Source organism: Spirosoma sp. (genome assembly GCF_026391055.1).
GTDB lineage: Bacteria > Bacteroidota > Bacteroidia > Cytophagales > Spirosomataceae > Spirosoma.
The window spans coordinates 572990-597449 of record NZ_JAPLET010000022.1 but is presented as its reverse complement, the minus strand read 5'-3'; the positions used below and the strand labels follow the sequence as shown (position 1 = coordinate 597449).

At 49.5% G+C, this 24460-nt stretch carries 18 protein-coding genes and 1 tRNA gene; 3 read left to right on the top strand and 16 right to left on the bottom strand.

The annotated features are described in order from the left end of the window. Window positions 1-33: 33 nt before the first annotated feature. The 4 genes from NT073_RS17590 to NT073_RS17575 form a co-directional block, all read right to left on the bottom strand. Window positions 34-2160, bottom strand: a complete 2127-nt coding sequence (locus NT073_RS17590; RefSeq protein WP_297375947.1) for a polyribonucleotide nucleotidyltransferase — start codon at window positions 2158-2160, stop codon at window positions 34-36. 165 nt (window positions 2161-2325) lie between these two features. Then, window positions 2326-2601 (bottom strand): 30S ribosomal protein S15, encoded by a 276-nt coding sequence (gene rpsO, locus NT073_RS17585; protein ID WP_012926579.1) that lies wholly within the window; start codon window positions 2599-2601, stop codon window positions 2326-2328. A 78-nt stretch (window positions 2602-2679) separates the two neighbouring features. Beyond that, window positions 2680-4158, bottom strand: a complete 1479-nt coding sequence (locus tag NT073_RS17580; protein ID WP_297375945.1) for an LptF/LptG family permease — start codon at window positions 4156-4158, stop codon at window positions 2680-2682. Window positions 4159-4236: 78 nt separating this feature from the next. Then, window positions 4237-4629 carry an START-like domain-containing protein gene (locus NT073_RS17575; protein ID WP_012926577.1) on the bottom strand — a complete coding sequence of 131 codons (393 nt, stop codon included), beginning with the start codon at window positions 4627-4629 and terminating at the stop codon, window positions 4237-4239. Between the two features lie 114 nt (window positions 4630-4743). Between NT073_RS17575 and NT073_RS17570 the strand changes: the two genes are divergently transcribed. Together NT073_RS17570 and NT073_RS17565 are read left to right on the top strand one after the other, a co-directional pair. Continuing rightward, a tRNA-Met gene (locus NT073_RS17570) sits at window positions 4744-4817 on the top strand. Window positions 4818-5083: 266 nt separating this feature from the next. Then, a complete protein-coding gene (locus NT073_RS17565; RefSeq protein WP_297375942.1) occupies window positions 5084-5248 on the top strand; it encodes a hypothetical protein in 165 nt (54 codons plus the stop codon). Between the two features lie 30 nt (window positions 5249-5278). Here NT073_RS17565 and NT073_RS17560 read toward each other — a convergent pair whose 3' ends face one another. The 7 genes from NT073_RS17560 to NT073_RS17530 form a co-directional block, all read right to left on the bottom strand. Beyond that, window positions 5279-5674, bottom strand: coding sequence for a cupin domain-containing protein (locus NT073_RS17560; RefSeq protein ID WP_297375940.1), 396 nt, complete (start codon window positions 5672-5674; stop codon window positions 5279-5281). Window positions 5675-5976: 302 nt separating this feature from the next. Next, the gene (locus tag NT073_RS17555) at window positions 5977-7080 is read right to left on the bottom strand and encodes an alpha/beta hydrolase (protein WP_297375938.1); all 1104 of its coding nucleotides are present in this window, start codon (window positions 7078-7080) and stop codon (window positions 5977-5979) included. A 378-nt stretch (window positions 7081-7458) separates the two neighbouring features. Next, a complete protein-coding gene (locus NT073_RS17550; protein ID WP_297375936.1) occupies window positions 7459-8328 on the bottom strand; it encodes a helix-turn-helix domain-containing protein in 870 nt (289 codons plus the stop codon). A gap of 59 nt (window positions 8329-8387) precedes the next feature. After that, window positions 8388-8840, bottom strand: coding sequence for a cupin domain-containing protein (locus NT073_RS17545; RefSeq protein ID WP_297375934.1), 453 nt, complete (start codon window positions 8838-8840; stop codon window positions 8388-8390). 220 nt (window positions 8841-9060) lie between these two features. Then, window positions 9061-10260, bottom strand: a complete 1200-nt coding sequence (locus NT073_RS17540; RefSeq protein WP_297377065.1) for an alpha-L-rhamnosidase C-terminal domain-containing protein — start codon at window positions 10258-10260, stop codon at window positions 9061-9063. Window positions 10261-10298: 38 nt separating this feature from the next. Further along, window positions 10299-11246 carry an alpha-L-rhamnosidase N-terminal domain-containing protein gene (locus tag NT073_RS17535; RefSeq protein ID WP_297375932.1) on the bottom strand — a complete coding sequence of 316 codons (948 nt, stop codon included), beginning with the start codon at window positions 11244-11246 and terminating at the stop codon, window positions 10299-10301. Window positions 11247-11554: 308 nt separating this feature from the next. Beyond that, window positions 11555-13174, bottom strand: a complete 1620-nt coding sequence (locus tag NT073_RS17530; protein WP_297375930.1) for a carboxylesterase family protein — start codon at window positions 13172-13174, stop codon at window positions 11555-11557. A gap of 191 nt (window positions 13175-13365) precedes the next feature. Between NT073_RS17530 and NT073_RS17525 the strand changes: the two genes are divergently transcribed. Then, entirely contained in the window at window positions 13366-14280 is a 915-nt protein-coding gene (locus NT073_RS17525) for a LysR family transcriptional regulator (RefSeq protein WP_297375928.1), read from the top strand. A 1596-nt stretch (window positions 14281-15876) separates the two neighbouring features. On the opposite strand, the gene NT073_RS17520 is transcribed toward NT073_RS17525, so the two are convergent. The 5 genes from NT073_RS17520 to NT073_RS17500 form a co-directional block, all read right to left on the bottom strand. Continuing rightward, window positions 15877-16818, bottom strand: a complete 942-nt coding sequence (locus tag NT073_RS17520; protein ID WP_297375926.1) for a DUF5675 family protein — start codon at window positions 16816-16818, stop codon at window positions 15877-15879. Window positions 16819-17530: 712 nt separating this feature from the next. Continuing rightward, a complete protein-coding gene (locus NT073_RS17515; RefSeq protein WP_297375924.1) occupies window positions 17531-18088 on the bottom strand; it encodes a hypothetical protein in 558 nt (185 codons plus the stop codon). 51 nt (window positions 18089-18139) lie between these two features. Next, window positions 18140-20545, bottom strand: coding sequence for a TonB-dependent receptor (locus tag NT073_RS17510; protein WP_297375922.1), 2406 nt, complete (start codon window positions 20543-20545; stop codon window positions 18140-18142). A 238-nt stretch (window positions 20546-20783) separates the two neighbouring features. Then, a complete protein-coding gene (gene holA / locus NT073_RS17505; RefSeq protein ID WP_297375920.1) occupies window positions 20784-21818 on the bottom strand; it encodes a DNA polymerase III subunit delta in 1035 nt (344 codons plus the stop codon). 121 nt (window positions 21819-21939) lie between these two features. After that, on the bottom strand, window positions 21940-24438 hold the full coding sequence (locus NT073_RS17500; RefSeq protein WP_297375918.1) for a serine hydrolase: 2499 nt from the start codon (window positions 24436-24438) through the stop codon (window positions 21940-21942). Window positions 24439-24460: the final 22 nt, after the last annotated feature.

Below are 24460 nucleotides of genomic sequence, written 5' to 3'. Positions count from 1 at the left end.
TGACGCTGCATTACACGAAAAAGTAACAATGACTTACGCATTTTTGTTCTCTGGCTTCGGCAGCAAAACTTTACGCGATAATCGGTACTTTCCGGTCTTTTTATCCACGTCAATCAACTTTACCGTCACCTCTTCACCGACTTGCAGAACACCGTCCATGGTTTCCAGACGCTCCCACTTAATCTCGGAAATATGCAAAAGACCATCTTTACCCGGCATGAATTCAACGAAGGCACCGAAGGGCTGAATCGTCTTCACTTTACCAACGTACGTTTCCCCTACTTCGGGAACCGCAACGATCCCTTTCACACGGGAAACGGCTTTGTCCATGCTTTCTTTGCTGGTAGCAAAAATGCTGACCCAACCTGCATTGTCGTGTTCATCGATGTTCACAACAGCACCAGAGTCTTTCTGGATGTCCTGAACCACTTTACCGCCGGGTCCGATAACGGCACCAATCTGATTGGTATCAATTTTGATAACCATCGCACGGGGTGCGTGTGGTTTCAGGTCTGAACGCACATCAGAAATACCTTTCTTCATCTCCCCAAGGATATGCAGACGACCAACACGAGCCTGTTCCAATGCCTGAGCCAGCACCTCATAGGATAGACCATCCACTTTCAGGTCCATCTGGCAGGCGACGATTCCTTTTTCGGTTCCTGTAACCTTGAAGTCCATATCGCCCAGGTGATCTTCATCACCCAGAATATCGGATAAAACGGCGTATTTGTCGCCATCCGAGATCAAACCCATCGCAATACCGGCAACGGGAGCTTTAATTTTAATCCCGGCATCCATCAGCGCCATCGTACCGGCACAAACGGTGGCCATAGACGACGAGCCGTTCGATTCGAGGATGTCGGATACGATCCGGATGGTGTATGGGTTTTCTTCGGCAGGAGGAAGTACTTTTTTCAGCGAACGGTGCGCCAAATTTCCATGACCAATTTCACGACGACCCGCACCCCGATTGGGCTTCACTTCGCCGGTTGAGAAACCGGGAAAGTTATAATGCAGCAGGAATTTGCTATAGCCCTGGAACATCGTCTGATCAACAATCTGTTCGTCCGTTTTGGTACCGAGTGTTACAGTTGTCAGCGACTGGGTTTCACCACGGGTGAACAAAGCCGATCCGTGTGGACCTGGCAAATAACCGGCTTCCGCCGAAATTTGCCGAATCTGATCCAGTTTCCGGCCATCCAAACGGGTCCGCTCGTCGAGTACTAAACGACGGGAGGCTTCCCATTCGAGGTCGTGAAAGTACGTTTTGATCAGACCGACGTTCACATCTGCTCCTTCGGGGAAAGAAGCCAAATATTCCTCACGGACGGCTTTAAACCCTTCCGAACGACCTTTTTTACTTGGATTCTGCCGACGGGCTACCTCGTAGATTTTATCGTAGGTGGCAGCGCGCACAGCGGCCCGAAGATCTTCGTCGTGCGTTTCGTGGTTGTACTCCCGCTTAACGGTCTTACCAACTTTCGCTTCGAGTTCTTTCTGGGCCTGGCACTGTACTTTGATGGCTTCGTGGGCTACCTTAAGGGCTTCCACAACTTCGGCTTCTGAACATTCGTCCATTTCGCCTTCTACCATGCAAATATCTTTTTCGGTGGCGGCAACAATCAGGTCGATGGTTGCACGCTCAAGTTCAGCCGTTTTAGGGTTGATCTTGTACTGCCCGTCAATTTTAGCGACGCGTACTTCAGAAATAGGCCCGTTAAACGGAATGTCGGACACCGCGAGTGCCGACGAGGCCGCCAAAGCTGCCAGCGCATCGGGCTGCACATCAGGATCTGCAGAGATCAACGTGATCATCACCTGCGTGTCAGCGTGGTAGTTATCGGGGAATATAGGCCGCAGGGCACGGTCTACTAAACGGCTAATCAGGATTTCGTGATCACCCAAACGACCTTCGCGCCGTTGGAAGCTGCCGGGAATGCGGCCAGCTGATGCGAATTTCTCCTGATAATCAACGGACAATGGAAGAAAGTCAACGCCCTCTTTAGCGTCTTTACTTGATACGACGGTGGCCAACAGCATGGTGTCGCCTAACCGTACAACCACCGCGCCGTCGGCCTGTCGGGCCAGTTTTCCGGTTTCGATGGTAATTTCCCGCCCGTCGGGCAGCGCAACGGATTGCGTGGTGATTTCAAACATACAACAGATTTTGAATACGTCTTCTTACAGCTTTAAACCGCGCCGGTTCGAGAACCGGTTTACTCGTTGTGTCCAGCAAGGGTTTGCACCACGTCTAGTCCAAGTAGAAACAACAAAAATGAGGGAATCTACTGTGTGGTAGATTCCCTTTTTTGGGTGACCCAATTACTTCCGGAGTCCCAGCGCAGCCAGGATGGCCCGGTACCGCGTAATATCCTTTTTAAGAAGGTAGTTCAGCAGGCGACGACGCTTACCAACTAATTTCAACAGACCCAGTTGTGTGCCGTAATCGTGCTTGTGAACTTTCAGGTGCTCAGTTAAATGACTGATCCGGTAAGTGAACAGCGCGATCTGGGATTCGGCCGACCCGGTGTCCGTTGCACTTTTGGCATGGCCCGAGGTAGAGAATATCTCCTGCTTTTTTTCGGTCGTTAGATACATCTTCAGACAGCTAATTTGATTAAAAAAATGAATTCGGGTGCAAAGATAGCGAAAATAGTTGGTAAGTCAACAAGCCGCTTACCGACTTGAAGCTAGCCGTTTCCGGAACCGTTCCCAGGCGATAACATATACATCTTTATCGAACAGGCGGGAATCGTGCCGGGCCCGTTGCATGAGTAACAGGCCAAACGGAAACAGGACGATATTCGCCAGCCAGGCACCAATGGGTACCCAAAGCAAACCGTCTTTGGCATACTTGTCGCCCGCAATGGTCAGCACGTACAGAAATATAAAAAAGACTATGGCGATAAGGACAGGCAAACCGAAACCACCTTTCTTGATGATGGCCCCCATCGATGCGCCAATCAGGAACATCACAAAGACGGAAATAGCCTGGGTAAATTTATGATGTGTTTCCAGTTGGTAACGCCAGACATTTTTTTCTTTCTCAGTCAGATAGGTCACATTCGAGGTAGAATAAGACAGGATATTCTGAGCCTGATTCAAGGCTATCTGAGCCAGTTCATGCTGCGGTATTTTTTGCGCAGTCAATACTGAATCCGCCCATTTTCCATCTTTCAGTACTTTCTGTTTCAGGACGGCGTCGGATTTAAACTGATAGTTATAATATTGCCGTGATGCGCCGGCTACACTCAGGCTGGTATTCTTATAGTCCTTGCGCAGCGAATCGGTTAGGGCCGAGAGTTGCTTCAGGTCTTTCATGTATTCGTGGTATTCGAACTGATTCTCATCCGTTCGTTTAATCCCGAATGATTCCAGGCTGATTACGAGTTTATAGTCCTTAAACCCATTCCGCATAAACTGTGCACCCTGGGCCGTTGGCCCACTGCTGGCGTAACTGATGCTATTGTCGGAGTACTCCTGATAATCGTTGCCGTTGAAAAGTTGGAAAACGAGGTAGGTTCGGTCTTTATCCGTATACATACGACCTGAATCGGCCAGAATGATCTCGCGATTACCCGATTCCAGTCCGCTGGTAGGGTGTTTGTAGATAACTAATCCCTTGAGCAGATCGCCGGTCGTACTTCCCTTTTCGGCTTTTATTTTTCGGTCGACTTTAATACTGTATCCGGGCAGGTCATTGTAAAAGATTCCTTCCTTCAGGTTCAAGGTAGCCTTGGCGGTTTTGATGTCGTAGAGCAGGCTGTACCCTTTAAGATTAGCCCAGGGCGCTACCGAATTGTTGAACCAGAACGAAAACGCGCTGATACCAATGGCAACGATGAGCAGGGGACGCATGGCACGGGTAAGGGAAATACCGGCGCTTTTCAGGGCGGTGAGTTCAAAGAATTCCCCCAGATTACCAAACGTCATTAACGAGGACAAGAGTACGGCCAGCGGAAGAGCCGTCGGGATTGTTAACAGGGCAAAGTAGAAGAGCAGACGGCCAAACGTAGCCAGATCGAGGTCTTTGGAAACGAACTCGTCAATATAAAACATCAGGAGCCGCATCAGGAAGATAAAGATGACGACACCCAGGGTTAAAAAAAACGGCCCCCAAAAAGAGCCTAGTACTAATTTATCTATTTTCTTCATGCTGCTGTACCGCTGGCTACCTATATATACGTACGGGGGCACCTTGGCGGTTCCATCATCAGCGGTCCTTAACTATTTTTAACTGCCAACGATCTCCTTGAGCTTATCCATCAGACCGTCCCAGAGGTCCTGAAGCTCTTCCTGATCGGTCGTACTTGAATAATCGATTACCCGGAGAAAGGTAGACTGGGTTAATTCGCTTTGATCGACCCGAAAATCTACGTAGTTATTATCACTGCCTTCTTCGTCTGTATCGAGAAATTCGAACCGCACCCCTTTATTTTGCCGCATGGAGACTTGGCGCGCAATATGGCTTTCGTTGTCCCATTGAAAATCAAACCGTTGTTCAGGCATGGTGTTTACCTTACTGGCAAACCATTGAGAGAGTCCGGAGGCCGTGCTGATATAGGGGAACAGCATTTTGGGAGATGCCCGAAGTTCGTATTCGGTAATAAACTTAAATTTCTCCATAGTGTATGTGCCTTAGAATAAGGGGTCCTTGGCAAAGGTAAACGATTTTTTTTGCGAAAGTCAACGGCTTTATTTGCGCTGAGACGAATTTTCCTTACTTTTGTAAAACGAAACGGCGGGGTAGCTCAGATGGTTAGAGCGTAGGATTCATAACCCTAAGGTCGGCAGTTCGATCCTGCTCCCCGCTACATTTTATTCTTCACTGGCCAGTGCCACCAAACCCGCCCTACTGCGGGTTTTTGCGTAGAAAAGCCCCGCACGGCCCAACCTGCCCCGTTTCTTAGGTATGTACATCCTGTGCAAAAAGAAAAAGCCTTAATAAACTAGCCACTAGTCTATTAAGGCTTTTTCTTTTTGCAGGGGAAGGTTTGGAGTGGACTGGCTATTAACAGCTTGTCAGAACAGCTGTACCTCATTCAAACCTATGCATCCAATGCTTACTTATACGTAGGCAGTGAATAAGTCAATCAGCCAAAACAGGAAGGTGCTAAACAACACCCTGCCCAGCGTGCAGCCTACCAGCCTCATCCAGTTGGTCACCAGCGATCCGGTGATCGGTACCCCGGCCACCCCACTCAATACGGCGCCCGCAGCTACAATTGAGTTTTCGCCAATATAAAGAAAGTACTACACCGATTGTGCCAATCCCTTACCCGGAGTAGTCACTATCGCTTACTTTTTCCATCCAGGTTACGACATCGCCGTCTACCGCTTCCTGAATGGCTATGTGACTCATGGCTTTAGTGGGCGATGCGCCGTGCCAGTGCTTTTCGTTAGGAGCAAACCAGACCACATCACCAGGTTGAATTTCTTCGATTGGGCCGCCTTCGCGCTGCACCCAGCCCAGGCCGGAGATTACGATAAGAGTTTGTCCGGCCGGATGGGTATGCCAGGCGGTTCGGGCTCCGGGTTCGAACGTTACCAGCGCACCAGCCCCTTTTGTTACTTCTTTTTTGGCAAACAGGGGGTCAATTCGTACTGAACCGGTAAACCAGGCTTCCGGTCCTTTGGCGGAAGCTTGCGTTCCATTTTTTATGATTTCCATGATGTCTACTATCTTAATGTTGATAAATCCTACTCCTACGAACACTAGTTCTGTTGCTTACAGGTAATAGAACCACATACAAACTGTATGTTCCCTTATTTCCCTCCAAATACAGGAAAGATGCTAGCTCACCATAATGCTCAATTTGTTCCTTGGTTCGCAGGAGTTCCATATCCTCTTCCGAGATAACGAACGCTACGTCAGCATTGGCTTTCATGTAAACCGGATTAGCGGTCTTAGGTAAAGGAAGTAGACCAAGCTGGAGGCAGCACCGCTCTGGGTCACCCACTATTTGTTCTCCATTAGGGCGCGCCAACGCGCTTTTCCTGAGGCTTGCCCGGCTTCATAGACTCCGTAAAGAAATCGGTTAGCTTGTCAAATGGAATGATATCCAGCCTGTCATACAGATCCACGTGACTGGCACCCGGAATAATGAGTAACTCCTTCGGTCCGGCAGCCGCTTTGTAGGCATCTTCGCTGAAATAGCGGGAGTGCGCTTTTTCACCGGCGATCAACAAAACCGGTCGGGGTGCGATTTCGCTTATGTAGGTTAGCAGGGGCATATTCATGAACGACAGCGCATTGGTAGCCGTCCAGGCTCCATTCGAATTAATCGAATTGGCGTGAAAACCACGTGGCGTTTTATAATAATTGAAATAATCTACGACAAATTGTGGTTCGTTGCCCTGTAGCTTTTCGGGGAGGTTGTTGGTGGATGGCGCAGGGGTACCTTGCCCGGCATCTGCCCAGCGTTGCTGGCTCAGCCCTTCCAGCATATTCGTGCGTTGGTCTGCCGTAAGGTTGTCGAAATAGCCGTTGGCCATTACCCGCGACATATTATACATGCTGGTCGTAGCCACGGCTTTCACGCGTTTATCCACGGCGGTCGCATTCAGTGCCATGCCTGCAAATCCACAGATACCTATGATGCCGATGCGGTTTCTGTCGACCGAAGGTTGCAGACCCAGAAAGTCGACTGCGGCACTGAAATCTTCCGTATTGATATCGGGTGAAGCGACATGGCGAGGTTCGCCACCGCTTTCACCGGTGTAGGACGGATCGAAGGACAGGGCTATAAAGCCGCGTTCGGCCATGGTTTGGGCATACAGACCAGACGATTGTTCTTTCACGGCACCAAACGGACCGCTGATAGCAAGTGCCGCCAAAGGTTTATTCACCTGATTTTTGGGCAGGTATAAATCGGCGGCCAGGGTGATGCCATACCGGTTTTTGAAGGTTACGCCCTGACGCGTCACGTTATCACTGAGTTGAAACGTGTAGTGTTTCGGTTGTACTGTCTTATTCATGCTATTTTTTTTCTGATTGGATACCGATTTTCCAGATTGTGCCTGAGCCTGACCTAACATCAAAAGAGCTGCGGCTAGCAAGGATGTGAGTTTCTTCATTTGCTTATCACGTTGAATTTTCCCGAACCCTAATTCCCATTCTCACTGAGTTGAAAACTACATCACAAAGGTAGGCTGGTACATAAGTCTGACGGTAAAGGAAATCAAGCCAATGGTTAAGGATTTCAAACCCTAAAGCCATCATGGTGTAGGGTTGGCAGGCGTAATTACTGAAGGAGATTAGTAGAGCCTGAACATACGTTGGGTACGCTCTAAGAAGCCGTAACCTGTTGAGTCTGTTGCATTATCAAGGAAATTGCAACAGACTCATTAAACGGGAATATTTTCTTAAGAACTCGCTCGTAAAAAAGCAGGTATAGCCCTCTCGGGTTACAGCATTGGCGTATCACCTGCTGCAGGTACGTGTTCCCGCGTCACTCAGGGCCGGAACGAGGTTGGCGTTGTGCCAGTCACCCGTTTGAAATAATTATTGAAGTATGTAGGATACTCAAACCCCAGCGCATAGGCAATCTGGGCAATGCTCCAGCCAGTATGTTGTAAGAGCGCTTTGGCTTCACTACAAACGCGTTCGGCAATGTGGGCAGTGGTCGATTTGCCGGTCACTTCTTTTACCGAACGGTTCAGGTAATTTACATGAACAGCGAGGCTTTTCGCATAATCCTGGGCCGTCTTTAACTGAAGCGGACGATCGGTACTTTCAATGGGGAACTGCCTTTCCAACAGTTCAAGGAAAACAGACGTAATGCGTTGACCCGCGTTCTTATGGATGTTGTAGTTTTCGGAAGGTTGTAGCTTCAACGCTTCATGAATAATCAGCTGAATATAGTTACGAATCAGGTCGTCTTTGTAAGCATAATCCGTCTGTTGCTCCTCCATCATTTTCCGGAAAATAGTGCTTAAAAACTCCCGCTGCTGCTCGGTGATGTGTAAAATAGGCGTACCTCCAATCTTGAACAACGGAGACTGTAGCAGGCTTTCGGAGCGGTCGGACTTCTTTAAAAACGCGTCTGAAAAAAGGCAGGTGTAACCGACATAGGTGGTGGAAATGGTCTCCCAGGAATACGGGATGTGGGGATTGCCAAAAAATAAGACAGTGCCTTCCTGCTCAAAACTCTTGTCCGCATAGTGAATGATGCTCCTGCCGGTCGTCAGGCAAATCTTGTAGAAGTCCTTCCGGCTATAAAAACGAGTGGCATTGCTGTCATCTTCGATTTGAAACACATTAAAGCCTTTGAGCTTCAGCTCGTTATTAAACTCTGAAACCGAACGGACAAGGTTATTCTGCATTTGATAAAGATAAGAAATTTGAACCCGATCTGTCATCCGAACACCATCCTATGCCCGCGTTATTTTGACCGGTTGTATTCCTCCTCACTGACCGGTTGCATCCATTGAACAATTCCTTTTTCGGTATTAGGAATCATGTAAATATGGGTCATGCTGCTTCCCGAGCTGGCTCCATGCCAATGCGGTACATTGGGCGGACATTTGACAACCTCCCCTTTCCGGATAAGCTCGCGAGGCTGACCTTTAATCTGGTGATAACCGGCACCTTCTGTAATCATCAGGATTTGACCGGTTGGGTGTATATGCCAATTCGTTCGGGCGCCCGGTTCGAAGGTGACACTCCCACTGATCAGATTATAGACCGAATCATTATCGACTAAGGGCTGTACCCAGACGGTTCCCGTAAAATTACCCGCCGTAGCCTTCTGACCTTTGGGGAAGACTGCGTGTTGACTGGCTGCTGTTAGCGCACTGGTTTGTGCAGCAACCGAAAGACTAAAGAGGAGTAGCACTACGAGGTTTGTAGTCAGTACTGAACAGATTTTTCCCATTTATAAGCGGTACTTAGTTAGAACAAAAGTAACGCTATAAATGGGCCTGGTAGTAAAGAGAATCAAACCATTGATTAAGGATTTCAAACCATCAAGGCGTACGTTTAAGGACTAGAACGTCCTTATTAGTTGAGCTAAATATCCAATTGAGCGCCACTAAAACGACAAACTCATTAGTTGTTTACACCGAGAGCTTGTTTTTTCCAGGCTTTAACAGAAATGTTTTTCCTTTCCAGACGAATCGGCCCGGCGTTTTATCCGGCAGGTCGATTTGCACCTGTAGCTTGTTCTGCTCCACCCGGTAACTAACCGATACGGTCCCATTGGGGTGCGGCATCTCACCGCTTATGGACGTTAGTGAACCCAAATGAGGGGTAATTTTCACGCTGGCAAAACCGGGTGCATCGCTATCGATACCCAATACCGTCCTGAAAAATTCAACGTTTGGACTTGACCCCCATGCATGGCAATCAGAACGGGACGTATTGACATCGGACGTTTCAGCCCAGGTCGACAAACCTAACGCGATGTTTTCCCGCCATTTGCCAAGCCAGTTTAAGTAGTCATTACCCAGTCCGGCCTGACTAAGCGCCTGATGCAGATAGAACTTGAAGTATATCGAGGCTGGCGCCAGCGTCGTATCCGTCAGCATCGTTTGGGCAATAACCTTCGACTGACTAGCCGGTGTTATGCCCGACAGGATAGCCAACGAGTTGGCGTGCTGCGAGTACGTATCTTTTGTTTCGGTATCGGCAAAAAGGTTTCTTGTCGAATTCCAGTACTTCCGCAGGATAGTCGTTTTAAGTTGTGCAGCCCGGCTTGTATACTGGCCGCCCAGCTCTTTCAGCCCGATATTGTTTTCCAGTTCAGCGGCCAGTTGATAGGTCCACAGAAGCTGCATATCCAAGATGGCCGATTCACCATTTTTACCAATGGGTGCCATACCAAAATCCCAGCCTTTGCCCTGGGTCCAGTCGGTAAACACCCAATACGGTACATTTTTTAGCGAGCCATCGGGTTGTTGGTAGCGTTCAAAAAAAGACAGAACCTGCCGGGCACCGGGCAGTTTAGCCTTAATGAACTCCCTATCGGGTCGGTACCGGTAATAATCGTGGAGCATGGCTACCCACCACAGAGAAAAGGTGGGTATCTGTTGATGCAGATCCGTCGGATAACGGCTTAAGGTGATGCCCTCAGGAATGCGGGAGTGATCCATGAGCGTCAGCCCATAGCGCAACAGACGGTCATCTCCGGCGTAGAAGAGGGAAACCAGCCCTTGTATTCGGGCATCGCCAATGTACTGCAACTGCTCATAATAGGGACAATCCATGTACGTCTCAAATGCGCACAGCCGGGCTGTTCGCCAGCCAATGTCAAGCATTTTCCCCAGTTCAGTATTTTCAGTCTCAAGCTTTGCCTTTACTGAAAAAGGATAGCCGGTAAACGTTCCATACAAGTCTTCAATAACCAGTGGCTCCGCTTTTGTGTCGACTGTAAGCCGTATATAGCGGTATGTGCGCCACCAGAGCGGTGTATATACTTGACTGGCCGTGCCATCCGACAACAGGCTATCCGTTTTACCGATAAACATTTTGTTGTCGATCTCATTCCGGTTTCCTTTGGCCAGCGCTCCCATCCGTCCAGCGCCAGCGTGCTACCGTGTCGATGGGCTTCGGCGTAGCCCATCGACACGGTAGCACGCTGCCCACCGCTGAAGACCAGGGTTGGATAGGCATTGGTCAGGTAGCCCTGGTCGAGCAGGATGGTAGCTTTCGTATTAGCCGGTATGGTAACGTTTACTTTACTGGCCGGAAACCCCGCTGGTACCTGAACGCCCACCGCCTGACTGGTCGAAGCCAAACGCTGCCCGGTCATTTCCATAGGTGGTAACGGAGAGGGCACCAGCATCCAGCCCGATGCATTCACGGCGGCATCTTTAGTAAGGCCAGGTCCAATCTGGCGTGCGCTGGCCCAGCGACTGTCATCGTACGCTGTTTTCTCCCAGCCTTTCACCTGTTTGGTCATATCGACCAATTCGGAGGGGCCAGCCACGTAGTAGCCCGGAACGCGTACCGGTAACGGCTGATAGGAAGTGTCTTTGACCGTTTTCCAGCTGTCATTCGTGTTCAGCACTTCTTCTCCTTCAGTATTGCCCTGAAGAATAAAAGCGGTCAGGTACGAAATCTGGGCTTCGGGTTTGGCTCGTCCATCGTTCCAGACGACAGCGGCTACCGTATTTTGGCCCGCTTGCAGGTAAGGCGCTAAATCGAGTGTCTCGAAATTCCAGAAATAGAGATCACCCCGCGTTGGCCCCTGCCCAACCTGTTTGCCATTCACAAAAAGCTTGTACCGGTTGTCGGCAGACACATGAATAACGAAAGACGACGGTTTTTGAGGAAGCGAAATGGTTTTTCTGAATTTATAAACACCGTATTCCTTAAGGCTGAGGTCCGACGTGGCATTAAAACGGTTAATGGGTCTACCCGGCCCGGTAATCCATTGCGCTTTCCAGGGTTTTTGCAGAAGCTATTCCCGGACGGATTGGGCACTGAGCCGGGGAAAGACTGATAGTGTTATTAAACAGGTAATGACGGTGTGAAAGGCAGACTGCATTTCAAGGTAAAGATTAAGATTAAGGAAATAGTGAAGAGATGGACGGCGGGATCAGCCTGGCGTTATAACTTGCCAATGGACCGCCACATGGCGAGTTCCTGGCTAAACCGGTTATCGATTATCTCACATTCGGCATCGATCCGCATCGTTGGGCGAGCCTTGAGGTTGTAGGCAGGCCAGGCAGGTACGTCTTTGGCAGCCGGTTTACCCGTACGGGCGAACGTCGTCCATAATTCCGCGAAGTGGTGCGACGCCGTAAATCGTTCCGGCTTGTTTCCTCCAAAGAAGCTCTCTTTAGGCTGCGAACCGTCACGGGGAGGGATTTCATTGTTAAACTTAAACGAAATGTCCATGGCATGGGGTGTCCCCATGGGGTAGTCGGTACCGGGAATGAGCTTCTCGGATTTATAGCCAAAATTGTACAGGTAAACGGGTGCCCCTCCCTGTTTGACTTTCTTTTCGGCAATATCGACCGAGCCCAGTCCCATCATCGTTATGGACGAAACGGCAATGAAAACATTCGGAGCCGTCGCATTGGGGTTTGCTTTCCGGTAGGTATCGATAATTTTGGCGGTATCCTCACCAAATTGCGCTTCCAACCGTTTGGGCAAGGTCTCGAATGTCAGTTTGGCAAATTCGGTATCCTTACGCTCCCAGGCGAAAAAGGTAAATTCATCTTCATTCCAGCCAACCAGTAACGGTTTGTTGCGGGAGATAGCCGGGGCCGTCGGATCGAAGGGGTTATGCGGCAATACCCTTCCGTCAACTACCGGTGAAAAACCGCCCGCTCTACGTTCCATCAGGGATTTCCGGTTGTTTTTCTCTTGAAATGGCGGGGCAAAAGGCAATTTCCCCTGCATGACTAACAGCTCGGATGCGGGAATATCCAGCAGTTTCCGCCAGTCTTTAGGGGCAATATTCAGTTCTCTTAGCAGCATGGCTGTTGTTTCAGCGGCTGTCTCTTTTGAGGTCATCCGAACCCCCGGTCCGCTTTCAATGGAGGCTTTGTTGAAATAAGGAGCAGCCGAAGGCATAGCGTATAAACAGGAGGTTTTAGCGCCACCACCCGATTCTCCCCAGATCATCACATTCGAAGGATCGCCCCCAAACCGGGCAATGTTGTCATGAACCCATTTCAGTCCATCGACGATATCCAGCATGCCCATGTTGCCCGAGCCAGCATAGTCGGCACCCGCCAGTTCATCCAAATAAAGAAACCCAAGTAAACCTAGCCGGTGGTTCGTCTCGACAACGACGACATCGAAATTTCGGGCCAGATTCGATCCATCCTGTCCCCCCGATGCGCCTGACCCAATGACAAAGCCCCCGCCGTGGCTATAAAACATTACGGGCCGCTTCCGATTATCATTCGCGGGCGTCCAGACGTTGAGAAACAAACAGTCTTCCGACGGGGCTGGCTCATTCCTGCGGGGCGGCTGAATAGCCGGTGCACCAAATTCCAGCGCATCGCGAACGCCCGTCCAGGGGTCAAGCGGAGCAGGCCGCCGGAACCGTCGATCGCCCGAAATCCGGCCACCGTAGGGTATACCGCGAAACAGGTTGACACCGTCTTTTCGTATTCCCCGCAGTTTCCCATGTGTCGTATCGGTAGTAACAAACTCATCGGCTCTCCCGTTGAACGAAAAAGCATACTGGGGCAGGCTCACCGTTGCGGTAGCCAATGTTAATCGGGTTAAAAAATCACGTCTGTTTACGCTGTCCATCTGGCTGATCTTTTGATCGTTGGCATTTATCTCCGTAGATAAGGCAATTTCCTTTAAATTATCTAATTCTATTTTCTAAACTGGTAATAAGTAAAACTAATTACGTTGGTTGCTTCACTAGTTATAGGCACAACATCGGTGAATCAACTTTGGAATTTCGGCAATTGAAGTACTTTGTGGGCGTAGCCGAAGCTCTGCACTTTGGCCATGCGGCCAAGCGGCTGTTTGTTAGTCAATCGGCGTTGAGTCAACAAATCAAGTTGCTCGAAGGTGAGTTGGGCGTGGATCTGTTTGTTAGTATCAAGCGCACCAAATGGCATCAGGTAGAATTGACCCAGGCCGGTGCCCTGTTTCTGATCGATGCCAAACGTATTCTGCAATTAAGTGAGCAGGCTATTCAAACTGTTCGGCAGGTAGGGATCGATCAGCCCACTGTCAGGCTGGGGATCTTCAAACTGATTCTACCCGAACGAATTGTGGGGATGATGGAGCTGTTTGCCACCCACTTTCCTGCCCTGTCAGTCCAACTGGTCGAGTTGGCCAATACGGTTGAGGTACAGGAATGGGTGTCTACCGACCGGGTCGACCTGGGAATGACAGTGCTGCCGTTAGTCCGGGAAGGGTTGGAAGCTAAAACCTATGCTAAAACGAATTATACTATTCTAACGAATCGGAACCACCCTCTGGCCACCCAAACGGGCATCCGGCTGGAACAATTACACGACCAGAAGTGGATCGATGTGGGACGGGAGGCTGGCGTGTTTTTTGGCCAGGCGGAGGAGATCTGCCGTCGGGCTAACGTCGATCGCGCACCGAACATCGTGCAGCACGTGCCCTCTTTTGAGTTGCTGAAGAGTATGGTTCGTTTGGGGAAGGGGATTGCGTTCATTCCCGCTTCACTGGATTTACGGCAGGAGCCGGAATTGCTTTCGAAACCCATCCTACATGCCGATGGTACCCCTTTTGACGAGGTCGCTATTCGGCACGTTCTCATTCACAAATCCGAACAACCCAACCCGCTGGTACAAGCACTGAGCGGATTAGTGAAATTCGACGTAAGCTAGCCCTGAGAAAACTAATTGACCAGGTTAAGCAGTGGGACCATCTAAGCACCGATAAAGTTCTTTGATAAGCCCTCTGCAACGATGGCACTATCCACCCCACTCGCAACAAATGGCCAGTCAGTTGGGTCCAGTATTCAGGCAATCTGGCTAACACCGTGATACAGTTGGCTTGCTGAGGGTGAAGACAAACTCAGATGGCCATTAAGCTTGTGCATGCCCACAAACGAGCACATTCTGTAATTTCCATCCCACACCCGCAGGTGTTGATGGTGGGCGTAGGAGCCTTTACACACATGGGATGCTGGGCTGTCAAAGTTGACTTTGGGACGTGCATCCGGTCGCCGACTACTGCCATTATTTGTTAGCTATCAGTTTTTGTTGAATATTTTTCACAAACTCAACCGAAACGTTTGTAAGAGTAATAATCTTTATTTCGTCAAAATCAGTTTGTTGTAATAGGCTAACTACAAAGCTTTCCTTTTCTTGGGTTTTAGCTTCTTGTATCCTTTTTTCTAAGTCGGTCTCTATCTAGGCTACTTATTTATTAAACATCGCCAAAATGTTAATCTGCACTCAACCTATAAGCTTTCCAAATACGCTTTCAAGGTTGCAGTGTCTATTGAACTACCGTGTCGATTATCTTTTTCAACCCTATATAACTACGAGGGGTATTTCTGATTTTTTCTACCATAACCTCTGGCCGTTTTGTACCAAATCTTTTTTGAGAGGTTTCAATGATACTCTCCTGCATATTCAAGGTAGTTTGGTCGGAGTCTAACACGGCGTTTGTTTATTTACTTGCTTACACACCAACCACCACGGCTGTTGATGGTGATTAGAAAACTTACTTGAGCACAAGCCCCCTGCACCTTTACACACCCGTCATGTTGGGCTGAAGACTCTCTTTCGGGACGTGCGTCATTGTCAGCGGAAACCTACCCATGCGGAGCGTACACGACGCACCTTTCAAATTACCTATTTGCTAAACTCTTTTTCGTCAGTCGAGCCATCACTAAACGTCTGAATAATTTTAAGTTTTTTACCATCGTCAACATATTTTATTCGCTCATCTTCTGCACTATCTCTCCACCGACCATCAATGTTAGCCCAAACGGCACTATAGCATTCTATTTTGACTTTGTACATGAAACTTTGTCCTTCATTGCGCCGGGTTTACGAAACTATATAGCTATCTCCATCTTTTTTTTACAGATATAATTTTCGTCGGCTGGAACATCACAGATGCCATAACAAACTTGGCAACATTCGCTTCGGTAAACTTTTTTAACGTGACTTTTGGAGCCGAAGGTGCTTCTAATACTTCTTTCAGCAAGGCAGAATCAGATGCCTGCATTCCTAACGTATAATCTACTAATTCTACGTTCTTGTTATCTTTTTTGGTTTCAGAAGAACAACTACAGCAAAATGGACCCGCACCCAAAGGGCTGATGGTGAGAAAGCTGCTATTGTCGAACGATTCAGCCCCACCTTTACATCCTTTGCCGGTTGGGCTGCCGACGTTGTCAACTTGGCGAGAGTCCTGTCAGCGGAAAACTATCCCACGCGGAGCGGAAAAACTTCATTTACAAAAATATATTACCTTTTGCCTCCTGGTTTTGCATGAGGCATTGGTTTAAAAGGATTTAAAGCAGGAGGAGTAACGAATTGGTTTTTATTCACTGTTATGTCTAAATCCAAATTATGCTGGATTAATATATTATTACGATATTTTTTCAAAGAGTCGAGAGATTCTTCATCAGGTTCTTTTATTGAGCACAAATCTGCTGAATAATTTCTCCTAATTGTAAGTCTTGCCCAATTATTATGGCTCCTTAGTAAATCTTTCAGCCAATCGGCTGACCAAGTTGAATTGCCCTTAATTTTTCCGGTTTTTTTGTCTTTTAATTTTTCCTTATCAAAAGGTAATGTATCAATAGTCTCTAATTGATTCTCTGCAAGGTTTCTGCTCATTCCCACTAAAATACAGCCTACGCTATAACCACTATGATGCCCTGCATGAATTCGCACACCATTAAAACCGGGCAGACGATCATCTTTTCCATTCTTTGATACCATCAAAGCATCTGGGCCAAATTTACCACCACCAAACGTTATATAATATTCGCCTGTAGGTATTGAGGCTCTTCCAGTGTAAGATATGTTAGTTCTAATATCCTTTACTCCCAAATATTTAATCTTCCCTTCATCTCTGCCTTTAAAGTAAAACATTTCAGCTTCTGCCGTATGATCATCCCAACCATAATCATAATCTTCAATTGTATCAGTCACTACTCGTCCATTTACTAAAAGCACACCTGTTACTCGGCTTCGGCGTTCGTTAGGATCATTTTTTCGCCCCTTTACAGGGTAATATCTATTGTCTAAACGGATGATTTCAATATGTAATTGTTTGGATATATTAGTAGTCAAAGTATCATCAATTATATCAGAATGAGGATACTCGGAGCGCTCAGGAAAAATGCCACCTGATGGAATTGAATTTTCTGTATACTGATTTGGTATAAAATCGAATTCCATGATAATCAGATTTGAGTTTAATAGTTAGCTGATACCTTCCTTACTTTTTATGCTTGCCTAACACCCGGTTGCCCACTTTCAGCCGATGCTTTTCTTACTTTTTACAGGTTTATCTAACGCCCAAGCGCCTTATATCGACCGCAGCCTTTTTTCAAACTTACCCAATTCTAACGCACTGAATATCAACCGAAATGTAACTAAGTCGTTTGGACTTAACGAACTCTCAAGCGCAGTTTGTCGACCGAAATCTGGCCTTTGAAGACGCGCTTGATTTCGCCCGAACGATGGATTATCGGCAAACATGATGAAGTGTTCACCCAACATAATAATGTGTGTTAAGTCACTTAATGATAATCCTACTAATTATCAACTGTTTACCATTAAGTGTGCACTTTCTATGGGCGCTATTGGATTGACCTTTCAGGCTTGGTACAATCATAGATACCTTTTGTGAGAATTGCAATGTAGAGTGTCATAAGTTGCTCTGCCTCTGTTCAGATCAACGCGTGTGGTTCGTACTTCCCTGGCGTAATCAAAACCATTATACTTTTCTCTTGCAGGAGAAGCCGTTTGCCTTCGAAAATCAGTGATATATAGACTGGATCATCCAGCAGTTAGCCGCCAGTGAATAAGGGGAGCTATCTTACAAGACAGTTAAAAACGCAAAGGCCTGACTCGTTAAGAATCAGGCCTTGTATTTTCTTTACTATGTTTATTGAATCACTATTGTGAAATCTGTATCCAAATCTGACGTACCGGGGGTGGCGGTACCATTCTTGGTGTCGGGCTGATGGCGTAAGACAAGTTTCAGTTTCCCTGAACTAGCTGCACCCGTTTTCATTTCGGTCGTAAGGCCAATTGGATAGGGACCCGGTGCCGGATTCGTGTCTCTATCGGTCAGCGTAGCGGTCAGATTCAGCCCCGTGCTTGGGGTGTAGACAAACAGATGCTCATTCGCTTTCTCCCGGATCTCTGCCGTCGCATCGAGTACAGGGGTTTTTGTTTTATCCAGCAGTGTCACCACGCCCGTATAGGTGGTATTGGCTTTTAAGGTCAGCGTTGCCTTACTGAAATCGGCCGTGGTGTTGAGATTATCAATCGTCGCCGTGACAATTTCGGTAGGTACTGCTTTGTTTGTCAGCGTAAGCGTGGCTGTGGTAATCGCTTCGTTATCGTCCGTTGGGGCTACATTCTCTTCGTCATTTTTGCAGGCTCCGGCAAAAAGCGTCAGGAAAGCGATAAAAAGTAACGGTTTCCGGGTATACGTCATTGTAGTTGAGGTTTATTGTGAAACAGGTTGTTAATAAGCACTGAAAACGGGTTAAGACCTTTTGGGAAACGCCAGCGGTAGTTTCACTTTGAGCATGATGTTGCACCCCGGCTCATCGGCGAAATACCGGAACCGGTTCAGGTAATCGCGGTAAGCGACATTGGCGAGGTTGGTGCCGCTCAGGATGACACTCATGGGCTGCTTCCCGAGCTGAGTCTGGAACCCCACTTCGGCCCCCAGCAGGAAATAGGCGGGTGGTGGCGGGGCAAAATCACCGGTGAAGATGACCGCCCCGTTCTCCTGTCGGGTGGTTACGGATGGCGCCCGGTTTTGTCGGGATACGTACAAGCCCGTCACGGACAGGTAGGGTTTGGCGAACTTGCCCCACCGGTCCCAATCGTAACGCAGCGTATTATCCGACCGGTTGGCGGGGATGAAAACGAGGTAGTCGTGGTCGGTCTGGTTATAGGCGAATAGCAGCGAGTTTTTTGTCGTGAACGCCAACTGATCGGTAAATTTATAAGTCAGGGTAGCATCGACTCCCCGAAACGTGGCCCGAACCTGGTTATAGGTATACGACGGGAAAGCGCCCCGCTGCCGGACAATGGGTACCGAATCGGGCTTGAGGTAAATGTAATTTTCGATCCGATTGTTATAAACGCCAATTTCTCCACTCAGCCGCTTCCCGGCATAAGCCAGCACCAGGTTACTATTTAAAGCCTGTTCCGGGCGTAGGTTGGGATTACCCCGCTCGTAGGCTACCGCGCTTTGGTGCAGGCCGTTGGAATATAAATCCGCGACATTGGGAGCCCGCCAGGCAGTGCTGACGTTGCCGGTTAGAGTAAGGTCGGGTCGGAGCTGGTAGGCTATCCCCAGCGATCCGTTGGCATTCTGCCAGTTATGGGTGGTAAAATAGGTTTGTTTGGTAACTTCATCGAGGAAGTAGGCCCGTAACCAGCGGTAATCATACCGTAACCCGCCCTCCAGGGTCAGACGTCCCACCGCGTAGCGTTCAATGGCAAACAGTCCGGCACCGTAATTCCGGAAATTAGGAATCAGGAACAGATATTGCCGCACGTTACCTTGTGTAATCCCGTTAAAACCTACACTTCCCGACCATTGACCCGCACGGCCTCTGGCTTCCGCTTTAATAGGTGCATGTTCCCAAACCAGATCGGCGGTATGGGTAACTAGTTTCAGATACAATTCGGGCGTCGTTATACCGCTGAACGAGACAAAGTCATACTCCCGGCGGGTATTTTGCTGCCGGGCAACGGTAGCGGTCAGCGTGCCCCCCTTTGGCAGATGTAGATGAGCCCGCCCTTTAAACAAGTCATGCTGAACAGCCTGATAAGGTCGGTTCAATGCATAGGAAAAATTCGGCTGAACCAGCGGTTCAGACCGGCTGATGGCAGTGTATAAATCGGCCAGACTGCCCACCTGTGCGCCCGTAAACAGGCCCACTTTCGTATCGAACTGGCTGTAAAACAACTCGACACCAAAATTCTTGTGGTCATAATGCAGATCACCGGAAAAGTTGTTTTCGTGGTAGCTGGTGTTTTCGAGATAATAGTTCGGTGTTTTGACGTAGCCCGACCGTTTCAGGGTTCCCTGCAATCGCCAGCTTAACCCGGCGAATTTTTTATCGAAGGCCCCTTCTACCAGACCCGATACCACACCCATGCCCCCGTTCGTTGCTCCAACCAGATTTACCTCGGCCTGAATGCCCGGCCGGGTGGGCATGGCGCTGGGCTCTACTAAAATAACCCCGCCAATAGCGTCGGAACCGTAGCGGATACTGGCCGCCCCTTTGATCACCGTCAGTCGGGACGCCAGAAACTGGTCGACCTGGGGCGCGTGTTCACTCCCCCATTGCTGGTCTTCCTGCCGGATGCCATTGTTGAGAATTATTATTCGGTTACTGTAAAGCCCGTGAATGACCGGCTTTGAAATGCTGGGGCCGGATTGGATGGCGTATAAGCCAGTGAGTGCCTTCAAACTCTCACCCAGCGATTGGCCCCTGGTTTGATCGAGAGCCGCCCCTGACAAACTAACCTGTGTTTGAAGGAGTTGCTGAGCTTCGGACCGGTGTTCCGTTACGACAACCTCCTGCAGGGTTTGATTGTCGGGCATCAACAAAACCGGATTTAGGCGAACCAGCGGTTCCTGCCTGATAACGATTGATTGTGTCGTGACTTTGTACCCAACAAACTGGAAGTCGATGGTATAATTTCCCGGACACAGCTGACCGAGTTGAAAATAACCCGCTGAGTCAGCAACGGCACCGGTTTTCAACTCCCGAACGTAAAGAGTCGCTCCAACCAGTGGCTCGCGGTTTTCCTGCCCCAGAATTTGCCCTTTCAGCACGCCGGTGCAGGTGCTGCTCTGCGCCAGACACCCCGAACCTGTGGCTACCCACAACCCAAGTAATATACTTATTCTATTCAAACTACCCATTTGTCAGGCCGTAGTCCTTTAATGCTGACTACTTAACTTCATTAATGCAACATTGTTGCAATATTAGACAAAATGGATAAGAGTACCTAACGAGACGACTTATTAGAACAAATTTGCCACATCTGGGTACGGAGCAGCATCCTGCTGTTCAGCTGTCAGGCTAAAAGGAGATGGTAAAACTCATCAGGTTTTTAGCCTAACGGCTGGACGGCAAGATACGGTCCTGTACACAACCAGGTCAATGCAGCACCTCGAACACCAGCTCGCGAAGAATATCGCTTTCGTTCATGGTTGGCGAGTCAATGCCTTTGCTACGGGCGTCGGCCCGACGAATAGCGCTGATGATGGCGGCTACTTTTGGAAGCGGAAATGTGCGGGCGGCCGAGAGGTAATCTTTAACGAAGAATGGGTTGACGCCCAGCAGTGGGGCCAGCCCTTTATCCGTCTGGTCTTTTGAGGCCTGCACCAGAATTACTTTGCTGAAATAGCCAAACAATTGCGCCAGAATAACAACCAATGGGTTGTCTTTTGGATTACGACCGAAATAATCGACGATTTGATTGGCCTTCACCACATCGCGTTGCACGAGGGCTTTCTGGAGCTCGAATACGTTGTATTCCTTACTGATGCCCACCAGTCGCTCTACAGTAGAAGCAGAAATTTCTTCCCCAACGTGGAGATTGATCAGTATTTTATCAATTTCTCCCGCCAGCCGCTTGAGGTCATTGCCAATGTGGTCGGCCAGGAGCTGGCAGGCTTTCGGGCTAACTTTGGCGCCCTGTTCCCGGCAGTACTCCCCTACCCAATCCGGAATTTTGTTATCGTACAGCTTCTTAACTCCCAGCAGCTTTCCTTTCGCTCCGAACGCCTTTACCCAAGCTTTTCGCTCGTCGAGTCCCGGCTTACCGTCTTCCTTTACGTAACACAGCATCAGGATCGTACTTGGCAGCGGATTCAGGGCGTAGTCTTCAAACAGGGTCTGGGTCGACTTATCGTTGATGCCATTCAGTTGCTGAGCTTCTTTAACGAGCACTAGCTGGCGCTCTGCCATGAATGGATAACGCCGGGCATAGTTCAGAACGGCTCCGGCATCGGTCTCTTTCCCGAAGAGGACAAACTGGTTGAATCCACGTTCGGCAACGGGCACCGCCACTTTTTCCAGTTCTTCAGCAATTCGGTCGAGGTAATAGGGTTCATCCCCATGAATCAGATAAACAGGTGCAATCCGCTTATTACGGATGTCTTTTAACAGGGCGTCAACAGCAGGGATCAAAATGCGTATTCGGTTTACAGTGCTTGGCTCAAGGCAATCGGTTTACGGGGTGCTATGAGACTATTCTCCATAAACCGACTGCCTTACCCGGACTTTATCCGACAAAATTAACGATCTGCGGTCACTTCCGCCGAATTAAAACGCCCGGATGTGCACCGGTGGTTTTTTGCCCCTGGTACACAAGCTGCCCGGCCACCCAAACGGCTTCAATGCCGTCGGACAACGCTTTGTTGTTGCCGATACGGGCGTTATCCTGCACGGTATTGGGGTTCAATAGTACCAAATCAGCAAAATAGCCGGGGGCAATCAGTCCTCTGTCGGTCAGGCCAAGGTGTTCGGCCGTCAGGCTGGTCATTTTCTGGATGGCGGTTTCGAGCGGCATGAGTTTCTGGTCGCGCACATACCGCCCCAATACGCGGGTAAATGCGCCATACCCGCGTGGATGCCCGTCGTTGGCCCCATCGGAACAAATATTTGTATGGGACCAGGCCAGAAAATTAGCTACATCCGGTTCATTCATCGACTTCCCCATTATGGCTTCTATACCGTCGGCTCCGGGGTTGTTTTTCGCGTAGGCCGACGCATCGCCAATCAACGCCATCAGCGTTTGAGCAGGGTTTTCGTGACGCAACGTGGCTACCTCGCCAACCGTTTTTCCGGCATAGCCCGGGTTTGGCGCAAATCGAACCAGCACCGACTGCATGGGGTCAAAGAGCTGGCTGACGGCAAATTCGGCGCTGGTTGCGTTTGTGTAATCCCGTTTTGGAAAAAGTACCCGCAGTGTCGAATTCCAGTAATCGTACGGATAACAATCGGCGGTGATGTTTATGCCCTCGGCGCGGGCGCGTTCCAGTTGGGCCAGAATGCGGGTCGACTGCCCCCATTTGTCTCGCAGGGCAATTTTAAGGTGGGAGATCAAAACAGGCATCTTTGTGATTCGCCCAATCTGAATGATTTCCTCAAGGGCATCGTCCAGCGAAATATCCTCACTGCGAATATGGCTCATGTACCGCCCGCCCGAATCGGCGGCTACCTGTGCCAGTTGTATGACCTCGTCGCGGCTGGAAAAAAAGGCGGATTCATACTCCAGCCCGGTCGATAACCCAAGCGATCCTTTGCCCAGCTCGATTCGCAACAGCTCTTTCATGCGGGTTACCTCGTCGGGTTTTGCCGTTCGGTACAACCCATTGGCTCCCATCACCTGCTGCCGTAAGGTAGCCTGCCCAGTATAGCTCGCAATATTTACCGCCACGGGTTGCCGCTTGAGTTGGGCTTGTAAGGTATCCATCGCCCAGCTTCCGCCGTCCTGCCCCGACACGATTGTCGTTATCCCCTGATTCACAACGGCAGGCGCATCGGGTTGGCGACTCAACCCCGACACATGGTGGCTGTGGCTGTCGATAAATCCCGGTGCCAGCACCAGGCCATGTCCGTCGGTGACGGGCTCGTTCGGGAAAGCCGTCAGGTTGCCGGTTTCCCAGATTCGGTCATTTCGAAGGCGAACGGCCGATTGCCGGGCCGGGGTGCCTGTTCCATCAACAAGACGTACGTTCGTGATGAGTTTCGTTTGGGGCAATGTAAACGTTTTTCCTTCCAGAATGTCGCGGGCCACCCGCCGGGCCGTTCCCTCGCTACTGTTGCTGAGCACAATCAGCGTTTGCTGTTTATCGACATACCGCACAAGCACATTCAGGAAGCCGACCCAACTGCCGGTATGCGCCAGTATCTTCCCGCCATCTTCAATAAACCAGCCGAAACCGTACGGATACGAACGTTTGCCGGTCAGTTCGACCGGTGTGAAGGCCTCCTGCATTGTCCGTCGCCTGACCAGTTTCTCTGTCGCCAGCACCTGTTCCCAGACTAGTAAATCCTCAACCGACGAGTAGATATTCCCGTCGCCAATGACACCGTCCAGCCGAACAAGGTCATTGGATACGTTTCTGCCGCTCTCCCGCCCAAACCCATACACCCGATTATGCGGTATGGTCTGACTGTTGAGATAATAGGCGTACGTATTTTTCAGTTTGAGTGGTTTAACGATTTGCCGATCAAGGAATTGCTCCACCGGCATACCCGACAGTGCTGTAATGATTGACCCAAGGAGGACATAGCCAGTATTGGAATACGCCCACTGCGATCCGGGCCTAAACCTCAGGGCTGGCTTGTACTGGCGCAGTAGTTGCAGCATTCCCGCATTTGTCAGGGTATCCAGCGGCCCGGCATACCGTTGCATGAGGGCATCGTACTCGGGTAGGCCGGATGTATGCGTCAATAAATGCCGAACTGTGATCGTGTCATACGGAAAATCGGGGAGGTAGTTACGAACACGTTCGTCGTACCGGAGCTTCCCCTGTTCCTGCAACTGCATGATCATAAGGGCAACGAACTGCTTCGAGATCGACGCCAGATTGAAAGCTGAACTCATTGTCAGCGGTTCATTGGTGGCTATGTTGGCCGTTCCGAAGGCTTTCCTGTAGCGAACGGTCCCTTTTTCGGCAACCAGAACCACCCCATTGAACAACGACCGCTCATGCAGGTAGGTTAGGGTCGAGTCGAGCGTTTTCAGACGACCGGGCAGCAGCCGGTCGGTGGGTTGTGCCTGGAGAGCGAAAGAAGACAACTGTATAAGACAGCTTATTTGT